This is a genomic window from Anoxybacillus sp. P3H1B, assembly GCF_001560855.1.
Classification (GTDB): Bacteria; Bacillota; Bacilli; order Bacillales; family Anoxybacillaceae; genus Anoxybacteroides; species Anoxybacteroides rupiense.
The window spans coordinates 36,716-58,194 of the sequence record NZ_LPUG01000024.1 but is presented as its reverse complement, the minus strand read 5'-3'; the positions used below and the strand labels follow the sequence as shown (position 1 = coordinate 58,194).

General features: G+C 44.8%; 19 protein-coding genes and 1 riboswitch. Of the genes, 8 read left to right on the top strand and 11 right to left on the bottom strand.

Annotation, left to right across the window (positions count from 1 at the left end):
• Positions 1-59: 59 nt before the first annotated feature.
• The 3 genes from AT864_RS14420 to AT864_RS14410 all read right to left on the bottom strand — a co-directional run bounded on the left by AT864_RS14420 (position 60) and on the right by AT864_RS14410 (position 2,068).
• Positions 60-1,253 carry an MFS transporter gene (locus AT864_RS14420; protein WP_066150078.1) on the bottom strand — a complete coding sequence of 398 codons (1,194 nt, stop codon included), beginning with the start codon at positions 1,251-1,253 and terminating at the stop codon, positions 60-62.
• Between the two features lie 376 nt (positions 1,254-1,629).
• Positions 1,630-1,785 carry a glycogen biosynthesis protein GlgD gene (locus AT864_RS14415; protein WP_066150075.1) on the bottom strand — a complete coding sequence of 52 codons (156 nt, stop codon included), beginning with the start codon at positions 1,783-1,785 and terminating at the stop codon, positions 1,630-1,632.
• A gap of 19 nt (positions 1,786-1,804) precedes the next feature.
• A complete protein-coding gene (locus AT864_RS14410) occupies positions 1,805-2,068 on the bottom strand; it encodes a YtzC family protein (protein WP_066150072.1) in 264 nt (87 codons plus the stop codon).
• Between the two features lie 154 nt (positions 2,069-2,222).
• Between AT864_RS14410 and AT864_RS14405 the strand changes: the two genes are divergently transcribed.
• Entirely contained in the window at positions 2,223-3,176 is a 954-nt protein-coding gene (locus tag AT864_RS14405) for a TIGR01212 family radical SAM protein (protein ID WP_066150069.1), read from the top strand.
• The gene (locus AT864_RS14400) at positions 3,173-3,745 is read left to right on the top strand and encodes a class I SAM-dependent methyltransferase (protein WP_066150066.1); all 573 of its coding nucleotides are present in this window, start codon (positions 3,173-3,175) and stop codon (positions 3,743-3,745) included. Before AT864_RS14405 ends, AT864_RS14400 begins: the two co-directional genes overlap by 4 nt.
• Positions 3,746-4,023: 278 nt before the next feature.
• Here AT864_RS14400 and AT864_RS14395 read toward each other — a convergent pair whose 3' ends face one another.
• Together AT864_RS14395 and AT864_RS14390 are read right to left on the bottom strand one after the other, a co-directional pair.
• The gene (locus tag AT864_RS14395; RefSeq protein ID WP_066150171.1) at positions 4,024-5,091 is read right to left on the bottom strand and encodes a tetraprenyl-beta-curcumene synthase family protein; all 1,068 of its coding nucleotides are present in this window, start codon (positions 5,089-5,091) and stop codon (positions 4,024-4,026) included.
• Positions 5,092-5,116: 25 nt separating this feature from the next.
• Positions 5,117-5,914 (bottom strand): alpha/beta hydrolase, encoded by a 798-nt coding sequence (locus AT864_RS14390; protein ID WP_066150063.1) that lies wholly within the window; start codon positions 5,912-5,914, stop codon positions 5,117-5,119.
• Between the two features lie 91 nt (positions 5,915-6,005).
• Here AT864_RS14390 and AT864_RS14385 point away from each other — a divergent pair, with 91 nt between their 5' ends.
• Entirely contained in the window at positions 6,006-6,539 is a 534-nt protein-coding gene (locus AT864_RS14385; protein ID WP_044745866.1) for a gamma carbonic anhydrase family protein, read from the top strand.
• Between the two features lie 127 nt (positions 6,540-6,666).
• Positions 6,667-7,518, top strand: coding sequence for a C39 family peptidase (locus tag AT864_RS14380; protein WP_066150059.1), 852 nt, complete (start codon positions 6,667-6,669; stop codon positions 7,516-7,518).
• Here the strand turns inward: AT864_RS14380 and asnB are convergent.
• Positions 7,515-9,413: an asparagine synthase (glutamine-hydrolyzing) gene (asnB, locus tag AT864_RS14375; RefSeq protein WP_066150056.1), complete on the bottom strand. Its 1,899-nt coding sequence runs from the start codon at positions 9,411-9,413 to the stop codon at positions 7,515-7,517. The genes AT864_RS14380 and asnB overlap by 4 nt on opposite strands.
• 185 nt (positions 9,414-9,598) lie before the next feature.
• On the bottom strand, positions 9,599-10,807 hold the full coding sequence (metK, locus tag AT864_RS14370) for a methionine adenosyltransferase (RefSeq protein ID WP_044745863.1): 1,209 nt from the start codon (positions 10,805-10,807) through the stop codon (positions 9,599-9,601).
• Positions 10,808-10,969: 162 nt separating this feature from the next.
• Positions 10,970-11,085, bottom strand: a riboswitch (SAM riboswitch).
• Positions 11,086-11,305: 220 nt separating this feature from the next.
• Between metK and pckA the strand changes: the two genes are divergently transcribed.
• Positions 11,306-12,892, top strand: coding sequence for a phosphoenolpyruvate carboxykinase (ATP) (gene pckA, locus AT864_RS14365; protein WP_066150053.1), 1,587 nt, complete (start codon positions 11,306-11,308; stop codon positions 12,890-12,892).
• Between the two features lie 211 nt (positions 12,893-13,103).
• Here the strand turns inward: pckA and AT864_RS14360 are convergent, their stop codons facing one another.
• The 4 genes from AT864_RS14360 to AT864_RS14340 form a co-directional block, all read right to left on the bottom strand.
• Positions 13,104-15,719 carry a DUF2309 domain-containing protein gene (locus AT864_RS14360; protein ID WP_066150050.1) on the bottom strand — a complete coding sequence of 872 codons (2,616 nt, stop codon included), beginning with the start codon at positions 15,717-15,719 and terminating at the stop codon, positions 13,104-13,106.
• Complete coding sequence (locus tag AT864_RS14355; protein ID WP_066150047.1) at positions 15,712-17,208, bottom strand: NADH dehydrogenase subunit 5; 1,497 nt, start codon at positions 17,206-17,208, stop codon at positions 15,712-15,714. The genes AT864_RS14360 and AT864_RS14355 overlap by 8 nt, the downstream gene beginning before the upstream one ends.
• A 506-nt stretch (positions 17,209-17,714) precedes the next feature.
• Positions 17,715-17,957, bottom strand: coding sequence for a DUF2584 domain-containing protein (locus AT864_RS14345; protein ID WP_066150041.1), 243 nt, complete (start codon positions 17,955-17,957; stop codon positions 17,715-17,717).
• A gap of 41 nt (positions 17,958-17,998) precedes the next feature.
• On the bottom strand, positions 17,999-18,787 hold the full coding sequence (locus tag AT864_RS14340) for a S9 family peptidase (RefSeq protein ID WP_066150038.1): 789 nt from the start codon (positions 18,785-18,787) through the stop codon (positions 17,999-18,001).
• A 94-nt stretch (positions 18,788-18,881) separates the two neighbouring features.
• Here AT864_RS14340 and AT864_RS14335 point away from each other — a divergent pair, with 94 nt between their 5' ends.
• From AT864_RS14335 to AT864_RS14325, 3 genes are read left to right on the top strand one after another with little or no spacing between them, the layout of a single operon-like run.
• Entirely contained in the window at positions 18,882-19,886 is a 1,005-nt protein-coding gene (locus AT864_RS14335) for an ABC transporter substrate-binding protein (RefSeq protein ID WP_066150035.1), read from the top strand.
• Positions 19,887-19,904: 18 nt separating this feature from the next.
• Positions 19,905-20,678 (top strand): ABC transporter ATP-binding protein, encoded by a 774-nt coding sequence (locus AT864_RS14330; protein WP_044745856.1) that lies wholly within the window; start codon positions 19,905-19,907, stop codon positions 20,676-20,678.
• Complete coding sequence (locus AT864_RS14325; RefSeq protein ID WP_066150032.1) at positions 20,662-21,471, top strand: ABC transporter permease; 810 nt, start codon at positions 20,662-20,664, stop codon at positions 21,469-21,471. Before AT864_RS14330 ends, AT864_RS14325 begins: the two co-directional genes overlap by 17 nt.
• Positions 21,472-21,479: the final 8 nt, after the last annotated feature.

The following is a 21,479-nucleotide window of genomic DNA, read 5'->3' as shown; positions in this document are numbered from 1 at the left end:
TATATATTGAATTAATGGCGTATTGTCAATAAAAAACATTCGGAAGAACTCCGAATGTTTTAGACAGCAGCTTTTGTTTCGATTGGACTTTCTTGCTTAAGCTTGCGGTCATAAATCGCTGTCGTCAAAATGGAAATAAGAACAAAAACAAATAGGATCGCAAGCAGCGGCTTCATTCCAGCATGATCCACAACCAAACCGCCAAGAACTGGACCGATCATTCGTCCTGCCGTTGCCGTGCTGTTCACAATTCCTTGATAAAATCCTTCCTTTTCCTGTGATGCCAGCTGGCTGGCCACGGTTGGAATCGCGGGCCAGACCATGATTTCAGCGATGGTCAATACAACCATCGCGGCAACAAAGTGCCAAAATACACTCGCCTGCCATAAAATCAAAAAGGAAAGGGCAAAAATAAAAAAGCCAACGATCATTTGCAGCTTCAGTTGATTGGACCAACGGCTTAACAGTTTTCCAAGCAGCGGTTGCGCCAGCACAATCAGCATTCCGTTTATGGTCCAAAGCAGGCTATATTGCCTTAATGAAAGGCCAAGCTGTTGGGTGTAAGCCGCAACAGTCGTAGACCATTGAACATAGCTTAGCCAGCATAAAAAATAACCGGTGCATAAAATCAAAAACGCACGCCACGCTGTTCGTGAATGTATAGAGACAGAAGCAGCATTTTTAATGGATGGCTTTTGCCCACTCTTCCATTGAACAGGCTTTAATCCAAAAAGAACAACAACCAAAAACAAAAGGTACATAAGAGTATTTGTGATGAAAATCCACTCAAACGAATAAGAAGCAATCCAGCCACCGAAGGATGAGCCAGCGGCTACCCCAATGTTGATCGCCACGTAGACTGCATTGAACGCCCTTCTTCCTCCTTCTGGCCAAATTGCGCCTGCATAAGCATTCACAACCGGAAAAACAATGCCAGATCCCAATCCGATCACGGCAAGTAAGATAGGATAAGCAGGCCATCCATGGAAAAAAACGAGAAAAACAATGGCCACTAAAGTCGTCACCGCTCCTAGCATTAATGACCGAAAGCCGCCCCATTTATCAAATAAAATCCCACCGAGCAGATTGCCAACGATCGTCGCAGCAGAATTCAGCATGAGCACACCCCCAGCTACCGCCAAAGATTTATGCAGCTCTTCATGAACATAAATCGCATTTAAGGGCCATAAAAAAGAAGCCCCTGTTACGTAAAAAACCATCCCAATCAGCAGCATCCAAAGCTCACGGGGCATACAAGTTCCTCCTAAAATGATTTCCATTTCCAAATTCATTGTATTCGTTTTTCAAAATCAACGCAATCAAAAAGCAATAGCGGCTTTGATACACATGGCGGCGATATAGAAATAAACTCGTGGGCCCAAAACTCATGGTCAGGAGGCAAGCGGTGCTTACCTCAGCCACGCCAAAACGCCGAAAGCGGACGATCGGCTGCTTACATAGGGAACAAAATATAGAAGCACCCAAGTTCTATCGCTCATCTCATCGGTGCAGGCAATGCCTAAAAAAATGGAGCTCGATTTTTTCTCCTTTCTGTTCAAGCTTTTACACCGCTTCCTTTCCACAAAAAAGAGCTTGCCTATACATAAAAATAGGAAGCTCCTTGAACTCTTATGATTCAATATGCTGTTTCGATTTTTGCGGCTGTCCGCCCGTTTGCTCATACGCTTTTTTAGACTGTTTGACGGGGTCAAACTCTTTTCCTAATTCGGGATCGTTATGTCTCGTGGTTTGTTCGGGATTGTTTTGCTTGGAACGTTTTTTCATGTTACCGGTTCCTCCTTTTTTAGTGATCCAGCAAAATCATGTCATTTTGCAGCTGCTCCAATTGCAATCGCATACGATGCAGCTGTTCACGCTGCTGGGCATTACAGCTTAAAGCCAAATGAGCTAAATCGTTTACTGTATTTTCAAGCATTTGCTGGGCATTCGTGTATTCCGTATCGTTATAATGCTCTTGCTTTTGCGCTTGATAATATTGATCCTTCGCATAGCGAACGACATCCTCGCAATGCTGTAAAAATTGTTCAACTGATTGCCGCGTTGCCATTCTGTCCCCTCCAACTGAAAAATAATCATTTTCCACTTTTAATGTGCGCGATTCTTGTTTCCATTATGACGTTAATGATTGGCAACGGTCGATTTTTCATAAAAATCATGCTACAATGCTGAAATGATATGATGCAAACAAAAGGGGGATGCTCATGAACCCATTTCCATATACGACAGACCATAAACGCTATCATACATGGAACTATCACCTGCGACAAACATTTGGTCATAAAGTGTTTAAAGTTTCACTTGATGGAGGCTTTGATTGCCCTAATCGCGATGGCACAGTGGCTTATGGCGGATGTACCTTTTGCAGTGCAGCCGGTTCTGGCGATTTCGCAGGAAATCGTTCGGATGATTTAGTGACTCAATTCCATCATATTAAAGAAAAAATGCATGCTAAATGGAAGGAAGGGAAATATTTAGCCTACTTCCAAGCTTTCACCAATACACATGCTCCTGTTGAAGTGCTGCGCCAAAAATATGAAACCGTGCTAGGCCTAGACGGGGTCGTCGGTCTATCGATTGCCACCCGCCCCGATTGTTTGCCAGATGATGTCGTCGAATATTTAGCAGAATTAAATGAGCGAACGTATTTATGGGTCGAGCTTGGCCTGCAAACCGTCCATGAACGAACAGCGCTGCTTATTAACCGGGCTCACGATTTTTCTTGCTATGTAGAAGGAGTCAAGAAGCTTCGCAAGCACGGGATTCGCGTTTGCACTCATATTATCAACGGATTGCCGCTCGAGAATTATGATATGATGATGGAAACAGCTAAAACAGTGGCTGAGTTAGATGTCCAAGGAATTAAGATTCACTTGCTGCATTTGCTAAAAGGAACGCCAATGGTGAAGCAATATAAAAAAGGATTGCTGAAGTTTTTATCTTTTGATGAATATATCCAGCTTGTTTGCGACCAGCTCGAAATTTTGCCTCCTGAAATGATCGTCCATCGCATTACCGGAGACGGTCCCATTGATTTAATGATCGGGCCGATGTGGAGCGTTCATAAATGGGGGGTTTTAAATGCTATTGACGCCGAACTGAAAAAACGCAATAGCTATCAAGGGAAATACTGCACAAAGGAAGGGACAGCGATATGAAGCTTGCACGCATTCTCCCGTTTGCCCGTTCGCTGATTGACTTAGCGGTAAAAAAAGGAGACATCGCCGTCGATGCAACGGTCGGAAACGGCCACGACACTCTATATTTAGCAGAACGTGTCGGAAAAGAGGGGCATGTGTTTGGCTTCGATATTCAAGCACAAGCCATTCAAAACACAATGGGACGCCTACAAGAGCATGGTGTAATGGAGCAAGTGACATTGTTTCAAGCGAGCCATGACCAATTAATTGAAAAGATTCCGCAGCGCCATCACGGTCAGATCACCGCCGCCATTTTCAATCTCGGCTACTTGCCTGGCGGTGATAAACAAATTGTAACAAAGCCGCATTCCACCATTCGAGCGCTCGAACAGCTATTACAAATCATGGCACCGGAAGCCATCATCGTTTTGGTTATTTATCACGGGCATCCCGAAGGAGCGATTGAACGGGATGCATTGCTTAAGTATGTGCAAACATTAGATCAAAAGCAGGCCCATGTATTGCGATATGAGTTTATCAATCAAATCAACAGCCCTCCATTTATTGTAGCCATTGAAAAAAGATAAAAGTCCCACAAGCGTTGATCATCCAAGAACGGCAACAGCCCCATCCATTTGCCCGCAAAACGTTCTTTGTTTAAGAAGGGATTGCCGACTACAAAAAAAAGCGTGGAATCCAGCAAGGCCGATTCGTTTTATTGGTTGATCCACACACTTAGCTCAGCTTCATTCTTTGTCTGTTCAATGTTTGATGCGGAATGGATGAAGTTCAAAATAAATAGAAGACCAACTCAAAATGGACTTCGTCTACCATAAAAAGGGCTGTCCAAGCTATGGACAGCCCTTTACTTTATCCATTTCTGCCATGCTCGATACATGCGTCCATTCCAATAAAAAAAGTGAGAAATAGCTCCGCCGCAACGGATCAAACGCTTGGCCAATCTTTGTACTTCGCGCTGTTCATTCACCTTTCCATCTGATAAATACAGACCTAGTAACCCGCGGTGAATCAAACGATGAAAAGCTCCATGCGGCAGCTCCTCCACATGGCGATCCGCCTCCTCGATAAAATGACAAAGCCGTTCAAATAAAGCCGCGTCATTCGGATAATAAAAGCAAAAATTCAGATCTCCGCCGTTACGGTCCTCTTCTTGATCAATAAAATAATCAAGCAAAATGTGCAGTCCCTGAATATAAGGAAAATAACCGTTACGGACGCGCAAAGCCATCTCATCGTTAAACGAATCGGTAAATGCGTAGGCAACTAGGCAAAAAATTCCAAGAGTCGAACCGGAACAAGCGGAAAATTCATACCACTCCATCGGTGGAAGATGATGTTTATGCTCTTCAAACCACCGTTCAAGGCGCGGTACCCGTTCTTCTTGCTTCACATGCTTATGTACTTGCAAATTGCAATAATAGCCTGCCAGCTCCTGCAAAAATGGAGCAATAATGTGATAATGCTTCACTTGTTTCAGCACATTTTGGCAGGTATGAACAAGCTCCCAAAGGTAGCCGCCATCATTTTGTTCATTGCGATGGCGATAATAATTGAAAGGAATCGCGTCAGTCCGCAGCGCATCTGGCATCGAAGCATGCAATGTTTGAAAATCAAGCGGGTCAAGCGATGTGCTGCGGTCACATAAATTATCAAGATAATCGCTAATGGTTTGGTAAGCTACAATAAAACGGATACAGGGCGCTATACCCTCTTCAGCCAATAACGCTAAAATAGAACCTCCCTCACAATGAAAGGTTTTCGTTTCAATACTGGCCAGCGCTTGCCTTCGCAGCTCCGGATCAGGAATTGCCTCGGCTTTTCGCTTCCAATATGCTAATTCGCGGTGTACGACAGGAAATACATCGCGATAAACTCTCCTCATTAAAGAAACTGGATGCTTCGGAATACTCAACAAGCTCACCCCAACCTCATGCCGTTTACAATGTTTTTTGCAGCTGCAGCTGCGTTTCTAAAAATGCCTTTGCGTATAAAAAGACCGCTTCACGCTCCGGCTCATTAAAAATTTCGTGATATAGTAAATTCCATTCCTTATACACCTTTTCTGATACTGGCAATTTGTCAAACCATTCTTTTACAACTACTTTATCCACAATTTTATCGTTTCCGCCCTGCATGAGCAACAATGGAATATCGGAAATTTTATGAATTTTGCGAGAGGCTATTTGCATCGCTTTCACTAATTCACGATACCAGCGAACAGATACCTTCGTGACATAGAGGGAATCATTTTTATCCATCTCGCGTACTTCTTCATTTCTTGTCGCTGCTTCTACTGACAGTCCTGAGTCAAACAGCATGGAAGGAGCGATATGGTTTAATACCTTCGATAATAGATCCAAGCCTTTAGACGGATAAGTGACTAACCCTAAGCAAGGTGAAGATAAAATCGCGCCTTTGACGGGCAAGCGTTTCTCCTGCAAAGCACGGATGACCACAAGTCCCCCCATGCTATGCCCAAGCAAAAAAATCGGCAACTGAAAAGCTTGGGCGGCCTTAATCCAGTCTGCGACTTCATTGATATACTCATCAAATGATCCAATATGCCCTCTTTTCCTTCTCGTCGTGGTTCCCTGTCCTGGGAGGTCACCCATCACTACGTGAAAGCCATGTAAACGGAACATCTCGATCAGCCATTTATAGCGGCCATGATGCTCAGCCGCACCGTGAACGATAACCACCACCGATTTTGCCTGCTCTGCTTCCCATTTCCACATGCCAAAATCCCCCTTTCGCATTTACGAATATAAAAAAAGTTTGTACACTTATAGTAAATACATACCTTCATCAGAAGAAAGGAAGAAGTCCATGATTTATCCGTATAAAGATAAGCATCCGCAAATTGCAGAATCAGCGTTTATCGCCGATTATGTAACGATTACCGGCGATGTGATCATCGGTGAAGAAACAAGCATCTGGTTTAATACGGTCATCCGAGGCGATGTCGCTCCGACAAAAATCGGCAATCGCGTCAATATTCAAGATAACTCGATTTTGCATCAAAGTCCAAATAATCCGCTCATTATTGAAGATGACGTCACCGTCGGACATCAAGTCATTTTGCATAGCGCGATCATTCGTAAAAATGCGTTAATTGGCATGGGCTCTATTATTTTGGATGGAGCCGAAATTGGTGAAGGGGCATTTATCGGTGCAGGCAGCCTTGTCCCGCAAGGCAAAAAAATTCCGCCGCGAACGTTGGCGTTTGGGCGTCCTGCTAAAGTGATTCGCGAGCTGACAGAAGAGGATGAAAAAGAAATGAGCCGCATCCGCCGCGAATATGTGGAAAAAGGCCAATACTACAAATCGCTGCAGCTTCGCGCGAAAGAATCTTCTGACTGATAGGGATGATTCACTATTTTCAAAAGACCCGATCATCATCTTTTCGCTTCGCTTAAAAATTCTCCTTTTTTTCACTGAGAATATGATATGATAGGGTATGAATTTTGAAAACAAGGGAGAAAACAGCATGTCGTCTAGTCTTATTTTATTGCTTGCGCTCATCGTTCTTTTACTTGGAGCCATTACGATTTATTTGCTAAGAACGGGCTGGAAAATGATTGTTGTCGCCTTTTGCCTGGCCATGCTAGCATTGGTGATGCTTCGTCAGCATGAATTTAAAGCGGCGATTAATCGTTGGAAACAACTGGATTTCATGAAAGAGGAAGCGAGCTTGCGCCGGGTCGTTTCCACTTTTATTGAAGAGGACATCAAACCTTTCGTTTTGCTCGATGTCCCGCTGATCTCTCAGCTTCCTGAGCTGCCGCGCGGCTGTGAAGTAACTAGTCTCGCTATGCTTCTGCAAGACGCTGGAGTGAAAGTCGACAAGATCACCTTGGCAAAGCAAGTAAAAAAGGACCCGACTCCGTTTCAACGGCGAAATGGCAAAGTATACTTTGGAAATCCGCATGATGGATTTGTCGGCGATATGTATTCTCTAACTACTCCGGGACTGGGGGTATATCACGAACCAATTGAACAGCTCGCCAAGAAATATTTGCCGCATCGAATTGTCAATTTAACCGGCAGCGATTTTAGTGAGCTGCAAAAATATCTTTCCCAAGGCTCGCCCATTTGGATCATTACAAACAGCACATTCAAAAAGCTCCCAGCCTCCGCCTTCCGCGAGTGGGATACTCCAAGCGGCCCTATTCAAATCACCTACTACGAGCATTCTGTTGTGATTACTGGATATGATAAGGACTATATTTATTTTAACGACCCGCTGAAAAAGACAAAAAATCAAAAAGCACCCAAAGCCGAGTTTTTAGATGCTTGGGTGCAAATGGGAAGACAAGCAATCACTTATCAATCGGATTAGATTGATAATGGTTGTTTGTCTTTTTTATATAAATAGGAAAAATCATACTTTTTTTCAACATAAACCTGATGCCAAATTAAAAAGGCAAACACAGTCCAAAGCTTTCGGCTATTGTCTGCTTTTCCTGCACAGTGCTCATCAAGAAGACGATACAGCTGATTTTTATGGAATAAATAATCCGTATCGCTCTCTTTAATTAAATTTTTCGCCCAATCATGCATTTCATTTTTCAACCAATGGCGAATCGGAACTGGGAACCCAAGTTTTTTACGGTGTAAAACGTGGTCAGGAACAATACCTTCTGCTGCTTTTCGCAAAATATACTTCGTTGTCTGCTGCGCCGTTTTCCATTCAGGAGCGATTTTGGCTGCTACCGCAAACACCGCTTTATCTAAAAATGGAACACGCAGCTCCAGCGAATGCGCCATTGTCATTTTATCCGCTTTTAATAAAATGTCTCCGCGAAGCCATGTATGGATATCGACATACTGCATCCGATTGACAGGCGGATAATCCGGCGTTTCCTGATAAAGAGAAGCCGTAATATTCGTATACTCCAGTCCACTACGATAACTTTTCAGCAAGCTTTGCTTTTCTGCTTCACTGTACATTTTCGCATTGCCGATATATCGTTCCTCCATCGGTGTTAAACCGCGTTCAATAAAGCTTTTCCCTTTTACTCCATCGGGAAGAATGCGGGCAATCATTCGCAATGCTGACTTCGCCGCCTGAGGCATTCGTTCAAAAACCTCCAGCGATTGCGGCTCACGGTAAATATTGTAGCCGCCAAATAACTCGTCAGCCCCTTCTCCTGAAAGGACAACGGTTACGTGCTTTCTTGCCTCGCGAGCAACGAAATAAAGCGGAACAGCCGCCGGATCAGCAAGCGGATCGTCCATATGCCACATAATTTTTGGAAGTTCATCCATATATTCTTGAGGAGAGATGACATAGCTAATATTTTCGACTCCCAGTTTTTCCGCCGTTTCCTTCGCTACGTCAATCTCGCTGAATCCTTCACGCTCAAAGCCAACAGAAAACGTCTTAATGTTGGGATGAAATTGCTTGGCAATCGAAGCAATAAGCGATGAATCAATTCCTCCTGATAAAAATGATCCGACAGGCACATCGCTGCGCATATGCACCTTCACCGAATCAAATAATACCTCGCGAATTTCTTTTACAAGCTCATCTTCAGATTGAACAACGGGCTGAAAGTTCGCTTTCCAGTAGCGATGGATCGTCAATGGTTCGCCAACTTTCTTTTTGATATAGTGGCCAGGCTCCAGCTTGCGGATTCCGGCAGACATCGTCATCGGTTCAGGGACATATTGAAATGTTAAGTAGTGCTGCAATGCTTCATAGTCAAGTAAATCATTTTCTATCGCATGCAAAATGCTTTTTTTCTCCGATGCAAAAAAGGTGCGGTCTTCCTCTTCCATATAGAAGAATGGCTTGATTCCAAAAGGATCCCGAGCGGCAAAAACCGATTTTTCTTCCTTGTCCCAAATGACAAAGGCAAACATGCCGCGCAGCTTTTCGACCGCTTTTTCTTTTTCATGGCTATATAAAGCAATAATGACTTCTGTATCGGAGTGGGTCGCAAATGGATATCCTTTTTGCAATAATTCATCACGCAGTTCAATATAGTTGTAAATTTCACCGTTAAAAATAATCCAATATTTTTCGTTTTCATACGATAACGGCTGATGACCAGCTTCTAAATCGATAATGCTGAGACGTCTAAAGCCGAAATGAACATGTTCATCAAAAAAATATCCATCATCGTCAGGACCGCGATGAGTAATCATGTCATTCATTTCTTCAAACGTTTTTTTCCATTGTTCATCAAGTGTTTTTGGATGATCATGGACACAACCTATAAAACCGCACATGCCGTTTCACCTACTTCTTTATATTCAACTCGAAAATTATACCACAGATTTGGACATTTGGAACGTTACATTTATTTTAACCATTGATTACAATAAATTAGTCGAACCTTATCAACATTCGTTGCAAATCAAACAGAAAAGAGAAAGAGAGCTACATATTCATGTAACTCTCTTTTGATGCCTTATCACTTCGCCAATGCAAGAGCCTGCTCTTTTAACGCTTCCGCTTTGTCTGTGCGCTCCCATGGAAGATCCACATCCGCGCGGCCAAAGTGACCATAGGCCGCCGTTTGTTTGTAAATCGGACGGCGCAAATCAAGCATTTTAATAATGCCAGCAGGACGAAGATCAAAGTTATTGCGCACCACTTCAATTAAAATGTCTTCAGATACCTTTCCTGTGCCAAATGTATCAATGGCGATGGACACTGGTTTTGCCACGCCGATTGCATAGGCTAGCTGCACTTCGCATTTTTCAGCAAGGCCAGCAGCGACAATATTTTTAGCGACATAACGCGCAGCATAGGCTGCCGAACGGTCAACCTTTGTCGGATCTTTTCCTGAAAACGCGCCACCGCCGTGGCGAGCATAGCCTCCATATGTGTCAACAATGATTTTACGGCCTGTTAATCCAGCGTCTCCCTGTGGACCGCCGATCACAAAACGACCTGTTGGATTGATAAAGTATTTTGTATTTTCGTCGATTAATTCCGCTGGAACAACTGGTTGAATCACATGTTCTTTAATATTGCGCACGATTTGCTCCTGCGTAATTTCTGGATGATGCTGTGTCGAAACAACAATCGTGTCGATGCGTACCGGCTTGCCATTTTCATCGTATTCCACTGTTACTTGCGTTTTTCCATCTGGACGCAAATACGGCAAAATATCTTCTTTGCGCACTTCTGAGAGACGGCGAGCTAATTTGTGCGCCAGCGAAATCGGCAGAGGCATAAGCTCTTTTGTTTCATTGCAAGCAAATCCAAACATCAATCCTTGGTCGCCCGCGCCAATCGCTTCGATTTCTTCGTCAGTCATCTGACCTTCACGCGCCTCTAATGCCTGGTCAACACCCATGGCAATATCAGGTGATTGCTCGTCGATCGATGTCAATACTGCGCATGTATCAGCATCAAAGCCAAATTTCGCACGAGTATAACCAATTTCGCGAACCGTATCGCGAACGATTTTCGGAATATCCACATATGTGGATGTCGTAATTTCTCCGCTCACTAATACAAGACCCGTTGTTACGCTTGTTTCGCATGCTACGCGGGCATTTGGATCTTTTGCTAAAATCGCATCTAAAATCGCGTCGGAAATTTGGTCGCAAATTTTATCAGGATGGCCTTCTGTAACAGATTCAGAAGTGAATAAACGGCGTTTGGCTGACATTCGTTGTTTTCCTCCTCTTATGTTCATGTTTGAGAGACGCCGCCTTTTGCGCCTCTGATCACTGAAAAATTGATACGGCACTCATTCCCCCGCTTATATAAACGAAAAAACCTTTCCTTCGATATCGAGGAAAGGTGATTTGCTTTCATATCGCGCCTTTCACTCTTATCGTTCAAGGGCTATGCCTTGCCACAGGTTAGCACCATTTCACATGTATAATTGTTGTGACGGTTGCTGGGTTTCATTGGGCCTGTCCCTCCACCAACTCGGGATAAGAGTAACCGTTCAATATGTTATCATAGCTTAATCAACAAAAAAAAGTCAACATGATTCGGCAAAATTTTTTCATGTTGCACAGGGTAATTTTCTCCATATGTATTTGCAACAAAATAGACAAAAAATAAACGTGAAAAATTACGTTAAATAGTATGGACTAATTATTTAAATGTGTTATACTAATTTCAGGTTTATAACTTTACAAAAAGGTAGGTTTTGTAGATGAGCATTGTTGATGTTACCAATAAGTTGAATATACTGCTCCAACGGCAAAACATACAGCAAAATTTGTCTGTTTCTCAACTAGTAGAAAAAGTTCTTGAGCGCAAAGAAGGAATGCTGACAGCGACTGGCGCGGTTGCCACTACAACTGGAAAATATACGGGACGTTCACCAAAAGATAAATATATTGTAGCGGAAGCCTCCACAAAAGAAAAAATCGATTGGGGCACAGTTAATCAACCGATTTCCGAAGAAGTCTTTGATCAATTATATCATAAAGTCATCGACTATTTAATGCAAAAAGATGAGATATTCGTATTCAAAGGCTTCGCTGGAGCTGATCCGGCCTATCGCCTGCCTATTCAGGTTATCAATGAATTTGCTTGGCACAATTTATTCGCACATCAGCTTTTTATCCGTCCGACACAGGAAGAGCTGGAAACACACGATGCACAGTTCACAGTCATTTCCGCACCAAACTTCAAAGCGAATCCAGCTGTCGATGGAACAAAATCAGAAACGTTTATTATCATTTCGTTTGAACGCCGCATCGTGCTCATTGGCGGTACTGAATATGCGGGAGAAATTAAAAAATCCATTTTCTCTGTGATGAATTTCCTTCTTCCAGAGCAAAACATTTTACCAATGCACTGCTCGGCAAACGTCGGTCCAGAAGGAGATGTCGCACTATTTTTCGGATTATCAGGAACCGGAAAAACGACGCTTTCTGCCGATCCGAAGCGCCGTTTAATTGGAGACGATGAACATGGCTGGTCCAATAGCGGAGTGTTTAACATTGAGGGCGGCTGCTATGCAAAATGCATCAATCTTTCACGTGAAAAAGAGCCGCAAATCTTTGATGCGATCCGCTTTGGCGCTGTACTGGAAAACGTCGTTCTAGATGAAAACACACGCATTCCTGACTACGACAACGCAACGTTGACCGAAAATACGCGCGCAGCGTATCCGATTCAATCGATCGACAATATTGTTGATCCAAGCGTCGCTGGCCATCCGGCAACTATCGTGTTCTTGACAGCTGACGCATTCGGCGTTTTACCGCCAATCAGCAAGCTTACAAAAGAACAAGCGATGTATCATTTCTTGAGCGGCTATACAAGCAAATTGGCTGGCACAGAACGCGGCATTACGTCACCGCAAGCAACGTTCTCGACTTGCTTTGGAGCTCCGTTCCTACCGCTTCCAGCAACACGTTATGCAGAAATGCTCGGCAAAAAAATCGACGAGCATCAAGTACAAGTGTTTTTAGTGAATACAGGCTGGACCGGTGGGGAATACGGAGTCGGCAGCCGCATGAAACTGCAATATACGCGAGCAATGGTGCAAGCAGCCCTTGAAGGCGAGTTGAACAACGTCGAAACGGTACAAGATCCAATTTTTGGGTTGCAAATTCCGGCGCATGTTCCTGGAGTGCCTGATGAAGTATTGCTTCCAAAAAATACGTGGGCTGATCAAGAAGCATACGAGCAAAAAGCAAAAGATCTTGCCGCAAAATTCCGTGAAAACTTCAAAAAATTTACGAATGTCGATCCAAGCATTGAAAAGCTTGGCGGACCAATTGCTTAATATTTAGGGGGCATCTTCCGTCGTGTAGATCCCCCCTTTTTTTGTACATGTAGCAACCCTAAAACTTGCATAAACCTCTCCCACCTCCATTTCGTTAAGAGGGAGAAGACTTCTCGGTCCATGTGTTAAAATTCCTCTTCACCCATTTTGGTCCTGATTATATGGAAAGCCGCTTACCAATAACTTGGACCAAGCGGCTTTTCCATATCTTTTAAAATAGGGAGCGTCCCCACGACACCCATTCCCCGCTATCGGGATCAATCGATGCGAGACGGAGCCAGCCGTTTTTCACTTTTTGAGAAAAAGGCAAGTGCTCGGTGAGCAAACGCTCAATATAGTAACGCGGCGCTTCAATGACAACAAGCAATCGAAGCGGCGAATGAAATAACTCCTGATCCGAAGCGGCTACGGACTGCCAAGGCAGCCCAGTAAGCAAATCGCTGGCGTTGCCTTGCATCACTCCAATCCCGGAAGTGACCGTCTGCGTCGTTTTGCTGCCGCTTCCGTAATAGTGAGGGGCAACGGTCGATGCGTAATATTGCAAATTAATCCATTGTCCTACTGTAGCCGGTCCGCTGATAATGCCCGAGAGAAGCTCACCAGTAGGATCTTGTCGCCAATCGTAGCTGTGTAAAAATACTCTTCCATCGAGATGGCAATGCTTTGTTCGGCTACGGCTGCCAATTACAAACGCGGCATTTCCCGCAAGCCCCCATTCCGGGCGAATTTCACTCCAGTCAACAGCCCGACGCTGTACCTCCGCTACCGCATCATTTGGTCTTTTTCCAATGGACGGCAATTTTGCACAACGCTCCTCATTCGCATTCCGGCTTACTTTAGGAAGCACGCTTTCTACTAAGTGGAACGCCTGCTGTGCTGATTCTGATAACACCGGAATTTCAATCCAGCGCAGTTCATCGATCGTTGTCACATGCTCTGCAGCCACAAATACGGTTTCATCTGGAATGACGATGCCGCGTTGCGCAAGTCCCTCGCGTACTTCTGGCAAATTGCCAAGAGCGGCAAACACTCGGGCATTAAATGCTCCCGCTGCTCCGCCACATGCGCCGCAATCGAGCGAAGAAGCATACGGATTATTCACTGTTGCGCTTTCATGGCCGCATACGATCACCAATGGCGCAAACGATGAAGTCAGTCCTATACTGTGAAGCAGCTGCTGAACGTATTGAATTTTTTCCTCCGTTGAAAATCCGATGGGCAGATCTGATGCTTCTGATTTCTCTTGCCGCTCGAGCACCAGCGCTGTTGACGGCTTTTTCTCCATCGTCTCTTCTATCTTTCGGAACAAATGACCTGCCTTCTTAGGAGCGGCGCTGCGCATAAGAGTATGCAATCCAAGCCAAGATCCGCTCATTTCGGGCAATAATAAACTCGCTAGCAAATTTTGCTTTACTTTCTTAAATATTTGTCCGGCAAACCGGAACATATTGCGACGGCGTCGATAATCCGTCACGCTTTCCGGTACAGCAGCCACTTCGCAAATCTCCTGCTGCGGTTGGACGATGGCCGGACATGATGGATGAGTATGATGGCTATCCAGTTCACGCGTCTTGATCGGAATGCCAAAAAATCCAGCACATCCATACGTTTCAAATGGTCCGGCTTCTTCAAGATGACGGCGAAACACTTCTGAACGAACGTCAATGCAAAAAAGAAACTGGGCAGCAGGTTTCTGCTCATCTGCAGAACAAGAAGATCGAATCGTTGTCTTTAACTGTTCTTCATACGTTTCTTCCCATGCCTCAAGCCAAAGGCGGTATCGCTCCAAGCGCCAAAAGCGGTCGGCAAACGCTAGGCGGGCGCATTGTTCCTCTGCTTTCAGTTGCTGCCATTTAGCTGCTGTCATACCTCCCCAATGTAGCCACGCAACCAATAGCTGACGCCAATCATCAGCAACATCATCGTCCATGCTAGGATCCAATGGCAAATCCGGAGCCATCAATGCCCATTCTAGCGAAAGACGAATGGCCAAATAATCGACGAGTAAGGCGGTATCTTGACCCGTTTGTTTAGAACGCCAGAGCAACATGCCAGCCCATCCCGGCAAAGCCAGAAGGTGGGCTTCAAGATAGTTGACCGCTGTCTCTTCATCTACGTTCAATTCAGACAAGACGCGCTGCAACGCCAGCTCTGGAGCACTCGGCCAGTCAAAAAGCCGTTGCCGTTCATCTTTCGTCAACGCCGGATCATGCCCGACCAGCTGGCGCCAGGCGCCAAACAATCCAAGCTCTCGAAATGGCAGCCCCCACGCCGCCTGTCCTTCATCTAAAAACAATTTGCACCATTTTATCATTTGCTGATCAAGACGTTGTTTTTGCTTGCTATTATGCGCACTTAACGGCTGAATAACCGCGTTCCGCCAAGAAGTAGCTGCCGGCAACTGATTCCATTCAGAGGAAGCCAACCATTCCGCTGGTACCTCATCATTCCAAAGAAAGGCGCGGCATAATCGTTCTGCTTCATGGCGAGGCACTGAAAGATTCTGTGCATCAAGCCAGCGATGCAGCTTTCTCTCCAAAAATGAGAGATCAATTTCGCCTTTTTCAAGCGCTGCACGAAAGGATGCCATCGTCGGATATAGATGGATGCCAGGCATGCGTTGAAATCGTTCGGCCACTTCTGAAAATGGTAAATATTCAAGTTCCATCCACGGATGACGGGCAATGAAAGTAGAGATAGGCCAAAGCGGAGCAATGACTTCGCTTGCCTTCTCGACTATCTTAGCGATTGGGCGCTCTATGCCAGACACCGCTTTTCGTGTTGCCTGCTTGCGGGGACGTTCAAGCGAAATGGCCTGTTTACTCATCACTAGCTCCCTCCTTCACATAAATGCTCAAATAGTGCGGGTGTGGTTCAACAGTTGATAGGCGCGGCTCTCCAAAATGAACAAGCCACATATAGAATCGGACAAACAATAGAGATGAACGATGCCGAACAATCCAGAAAGTAACGATAGCAGCAGAAGCAAACAATACAAATGCCAGCCATTCGAGCGCAGACGGCGGTGCGCTTCCAGATGGTAACGCAGCTTGCACAAACTCCGTCAAGAAATGTCTTACTTCTTCAGAAGCTAATGCTAGCATGACCACCGTCACCAACCCAAGCCAGCGCCCTTCACGAAAATCGGCAAGACGTCCCCAGGCTATCATCATCGATGCTCCAAGAAGCAATGCGCTGAAAAGCCGAGTCGGCTCTGAAGGAGAAGCAATCCAAAACGCCATCCCCACTGCTAATCCTATTAAAGCGCCTCCCCACCAGGATCCGCCTCCTTTCACACGCACAATGCGTTCAGGACGCGGTACAACAGATCCTGATTGCAAGAACAATGTCGCTTTGAACAATCCATGTAAAATCAGATGAACCACAGCTGCCCCGTAAGCGCCTAAAGCACATTGAACGAACATCACTCCCATTTGCGCCATCGTTGAAGCGACTAACTGCCTCTTATAATCGACGTGGACAAAGCTAATACCTGTACCGAGCAAAATAGATAGAAAGGCGATGATAAATAGCGCCTCATGCGCCGCTGGCATGTTAAATAGTGGGGAAAAGCGCGCCAACAGCAGGCCGCCAGCATTAACGAGTCCTGCATGCATCACCGCTGATACAGGAGTCGGAGTCACTGCAGACTCAAGCAACCAGCGATGAAACGGCCATTGTCCCGCCGGAATCAGCGCAGCCAATAGCAATAATCCGTTCATTGCTATTCTTCCCCAAAAGCTTATCTCTGCCAATTGATCCGCTAATAAAGCGGCCGACATGCTCCATTTCCCCGTCACAGTCCATATCCATACAGCCAACACCGCCACTGCCAGCCAACTTGCCAAAAACATGATTCCCATTTGCATCGCAGCCGCGCGTGACGGCGCCCATTCCCTTTTTAACCATGTCAACGCGGCAAGACCAACGAATGGCAGTCCCCAACAAATGGCCATTACGCGCAAATCATTGCTGCTCCATATGACCGATGCCGCTCCAGCAGTCCATGTTAACAGCCAAAAATAATGCCGGTATGCGCGATCGCCATGCAAATAGCGCAGCGAAAACGTTTGAATGATCCAACTGAGTAAAGAAATATAGAAGGCCATAAGCCAACTAATTCCATCGAATCTCCATGCTCCAACTTCCGTCCCTGATCCCGCTCCGATCCATCCGATAAGCGCCGCGGCCGCCGGCAGCAGCAATAAACGGGTATGAATGTATACGTAACGCTCCGGAATACGCGAATATAGACATAGGGCACCGCTGACAAATACGATTCCTACTGAAATAAACCAACTCCATATAAATAACAATCCGTTTCCCCCTCTCCTTCTCCTCCGTGCATGGTGCTTATTAATGACGTTGGAAAGAAAAGAAAAAACCGACTATGCCATTGGACAGAGGCGCCTTTTTCAGCAAAAGGCTGCCCTTCTGTCTATCAATGAATCATAGCCGGTTTATCTTCATTCCATCTATGTGATTTCCAGATCGTAGAAGATCTCCCGTCCCTGCTTTTCCATGATTGGGTTTCCTCCAACAAGCCGAGGTGAACGCCACCCTGCTTTTTGAAGAACTCCCTGCATGGAAGAATATACAAATATTATGATATTTACTATAAAAAAGTTATTATCATTATACAACAATTTTGTCAACTTTGCATCCTTTATTTTTTATATGACTCATGATCGTAATAAATACAACGAAAAGATGCAAGCCAAGCGCTTATCAACAAAAACGATTTTGCTCCGAGGCAAAATCGTTTTTGATCCATTCGCGATTTCATTGGGAGGCAGAGGGCTCCAGATCCATCTAGAAAATGCTAGTTGGTCGAATGAAGCGAGATGAGTTCATATGTGATAATCGTTCGGTTATTCGCCAGTTCTAGCTTTTTAACTACTGCTTGTCCGCTTGCTTCGCTTTGCAACGTCCGCTTTACTTCAAGGGGGATATCGATTGGATAAAGGCGGTATCCTTCCTTTTCAAGCACAAACAAATTATCTTCAATTCGCTGTTCTTTTCCCTTTGTCACAATCAATGTTTGCAATTCTAATGGCATCCCCATTTATATCTACATCCTTTCCTCTTCGTTCTTTATTTATAGTATCATGACCGTCCCTGCTGTTTCATCCATTCCGCTAAACGATGAACCGTTTCCCGATTGTCCTTTGGTGGAAAATAATGTGTGAAGTCAGGGAAATACCAAGTCGTCACAGGCTTTTCTAGTTCTTTTAGCCGCTTTTCAAGCCGATAAGCATGTTCTATCGAGACGTTGTGATCTTTTTCGCCATGAATAATCAGCACAGGCGCTTTGATGCGATCAATGCTATAAAGCGGTGTTCGCCAACGATAGCGCTCCGGATATTTTGTCGGCGTTCCGCCAATGACCCGCTTCATCATTTTTCGCAAGTCAAGCCGCTCCCAATACGTCAACATCACATCGGAAACTCCTCCCCAAACAACAACTGAACAAATTTGATTTTCTAAGATAGCTGTATGGAGGGCCATAGCTCCTCCGCGAGAAAAACCGAACACGTGAATGCGTCTGCTATCTACCTGCGGGAGGTTTTGTAGCACCCGAAAAGCACTTAACGCATCATAGCGATCTTCTCCAACAAAATCTTCATTTCCTTCCCCACCCTGATTGCCGCGATAAAAAGGAGCCATGACGACAAATCCCTCAGCTGCAAATTGCGTAATTCGGGAAAGACGCACCTTCCCAACATTTTTCATTCCGCCGCGAAGATAAAGGAAGCCATCATAAGTCCCTTTAGCTTTCGGTATCGCTAAAAATCCTTTTACTTGCAATCCTTGCGATAAATAGGTAATTAAGAATACATCGATATGCGGATTAGGTGATGGAAATCGATGTTTCTCTATGATCTGTCCATCCATGTCTTTCTTCCTTTCCATAGGCATTCACACATTTTTTCCGACAGCATACGATAAGGTACATATTTAACATCTATTACTAAGGAGGTTTATAACAATGAAAAAATGGCTGCGCACCGCGCTGATTTCATTTTTCACCATTAGCTTCGTCATCTCGGCAGCCTGCGAAAAGCAGGATCAGCCTTCTGTACAAAAAGTTCGCGTTGCAGAAGTCACCCGTTCCATTTTTTACGCTCCTCAATATGTTGCCATTTCTAAAGGATTTTTTAAGAAGGAAGGGCTTGATGTCGAATTATCAACCGCATGGGGCGGAGACAAAACGATGACATCCCTGCTCTCCGGCGGCTCGGATATTGCCTTAGTCGGTTCCGAAACATCGATCTATGTCTATAGCCAAGCAACGAAAGATCCTGTTATTAATTTTGCCCAATTAACCCAAACAGATGGGACGTTTCTCGTTGCTCGCAAAAAAATCGATCATTTCTCTTGGGATTCACTAAACGGAAGCACCTTTCTCGGTCAAAGAAAAGGCGGCATGCCGCAAATGGTCGGGGAATTTGTCCTCAAAAAACACGGAATTGATCCGAAACAAGACTTAAAGCTCATTCAAAATATTGATTTCGCCAACATTCCTAGTGCATTTGCCAGCGGTACAGGAGACTATGTTCAATTATTTGAGCCAACTGCCAGTATTTTTGAACAGGAAGGAAAAGGATACATTGTCGCTTCCTTTGGAACAGAATCCGGGCATGTTCCATATACTTCCTTCATGGCCAAACGAAGCTTTATCAAAAATAATCAAGCAACGATCCAAAAGTTTACTCGCGCTCTTTATCAAGCGCAGCAATGGGTCGAAACCCATACCGCTGCAGAAATTGCAAAAGCCATCCAACCATACTTTAAAGATACAGATATCTCCATTATCGAAAAAGTCGTCGATCGCTACAAAAAACAAGGCAGTTATGCAACTGACCCCGTTCTTGACGAAGAAGAATGGAACAACCTGCAAGCCATTATGAAAGAAGCAGGGGAATTGCCGCCACACTCAGACTATTCCGCGCTCGTCGACAACTCCTTTGCGAAAAAAACAATCGAAAAATAAGAACGGCAGGTGAACAAGATGAGTTTTTTAGTTGTTCATGACATCAGCCACACGTATTTTACCGAAAAAACAGCTACTACAGCCTTAGAGCATATATCCTTGTCCATCGATCAAGGAGAATTCGTTTCTTTTATTGGTCCTAGCGGCTGCGGAAAAACTACCTTGCTTTCTATCATTGCCTCTCTTATTCAGCCGACAGAAGGAACCGTCACGCTGGAAGGGAAAAAAATGCAGGCCATTCATCCAGCTGTCGGCTATATGCTGCAGCAGGACTATCTATTCCCTTGGAAAACAATCGAAGAAAATCTTTTTCTCGGTTTAAAGATTATGGAGATTGACACCCCAGAAATGCGAGCCAGCGCGCTTTCATTGCTTGAACGCATGGATCTAAAGGGAACGGAAAAGCATTACCCGAATCAATTGTCAGGAGGCATGCGCCAGCGAGCTGCCCTAGCCCGGACGTTGGCAACGGATCCGAAAATTTTGCTGCTTGATGAGCCATTTTCCGCTTTAGATTATCAAACCAAACTCAGATTAGAGGAACTCGTTTGGCAAACCTTGAAAGAATACAGCAAAACCGCCTTGCTTGTCACTCATGATATTGGCGAAGCCATTGCCATGAGCGATCGAATTTTCTTATTCGCAGCTAAACCCGGACGCCTTGTACGAACGTTCCTCGTACCTAGCGAGCTTCGGCAGTTGCCGCCATTTGCCGCCCGGCAGCATCCGTCCTTTTCCGAGCTGTTCCAATTTCTTTGGAAGGAGCTGGATTCACTTGAAACCACTTACTAATCACAAGCCATCCTTGCATGACCAGTATCTTGCATCGCTTCGAAAAGAGAAACGGTGGGTTCGTTTTTATCAGCTCATCATTTTCGTTGGTTTTTTCATGCTTTGGGAGGCTGCTAGCCGCTATCAATGGATTGATCCGCTTTTGTTCAGCTCCCCGTCAAAAATCTGGTCATTGTTGATGGGAAAGATAGAAGATGGATCGCTTTTTTCACACATTGGTGTTACCTTATTTGAAACCGTGCTTGGATTTATTCTTGGTACGCTTCTTGGCACATGCTTAGCCGCATTGCTTTGGTGGTTTCCGCGCTTTTCTAAAATCGCTGATCCGTATTTAGTCATTTTAAACGCCATGCCCAAAGTAGCGCTCGGTCCGATTTTAATCGTCGCATTTGGACCTAATTTTTCTTCGATTATCGCGATGGGAACCGTTATCTCTGTGATCATTACCACCATCGTCGTCTATACCTCGTTTCGCGAAGTGGACGCGAATTATATCAAGGTGCTCAAAACTTTCGGAGCCAGCCGTTTTCAATGCTTTAAAGAAGCCGTTCTGCCCGCTTCATTCCCAGCCATTATCTCCACTTTAAAAGTGAATGTCGGCTTATCTTGGGTTGGAGTGATCGTCGGTGAGTTCCTTGTTTCCAAGCAAGGGCTTGGGTACATGATTATTTATGGATTCCAAGTATTTAATTTCACGCTCGTTCTGCTAAGTCTGCTTATTATTGCTGTTTTAGCCACTTTGATGTACCAAATAGTGGCTTTAATCGAAAAATCGCTGATCAAAAACCGATAGAGACGTTC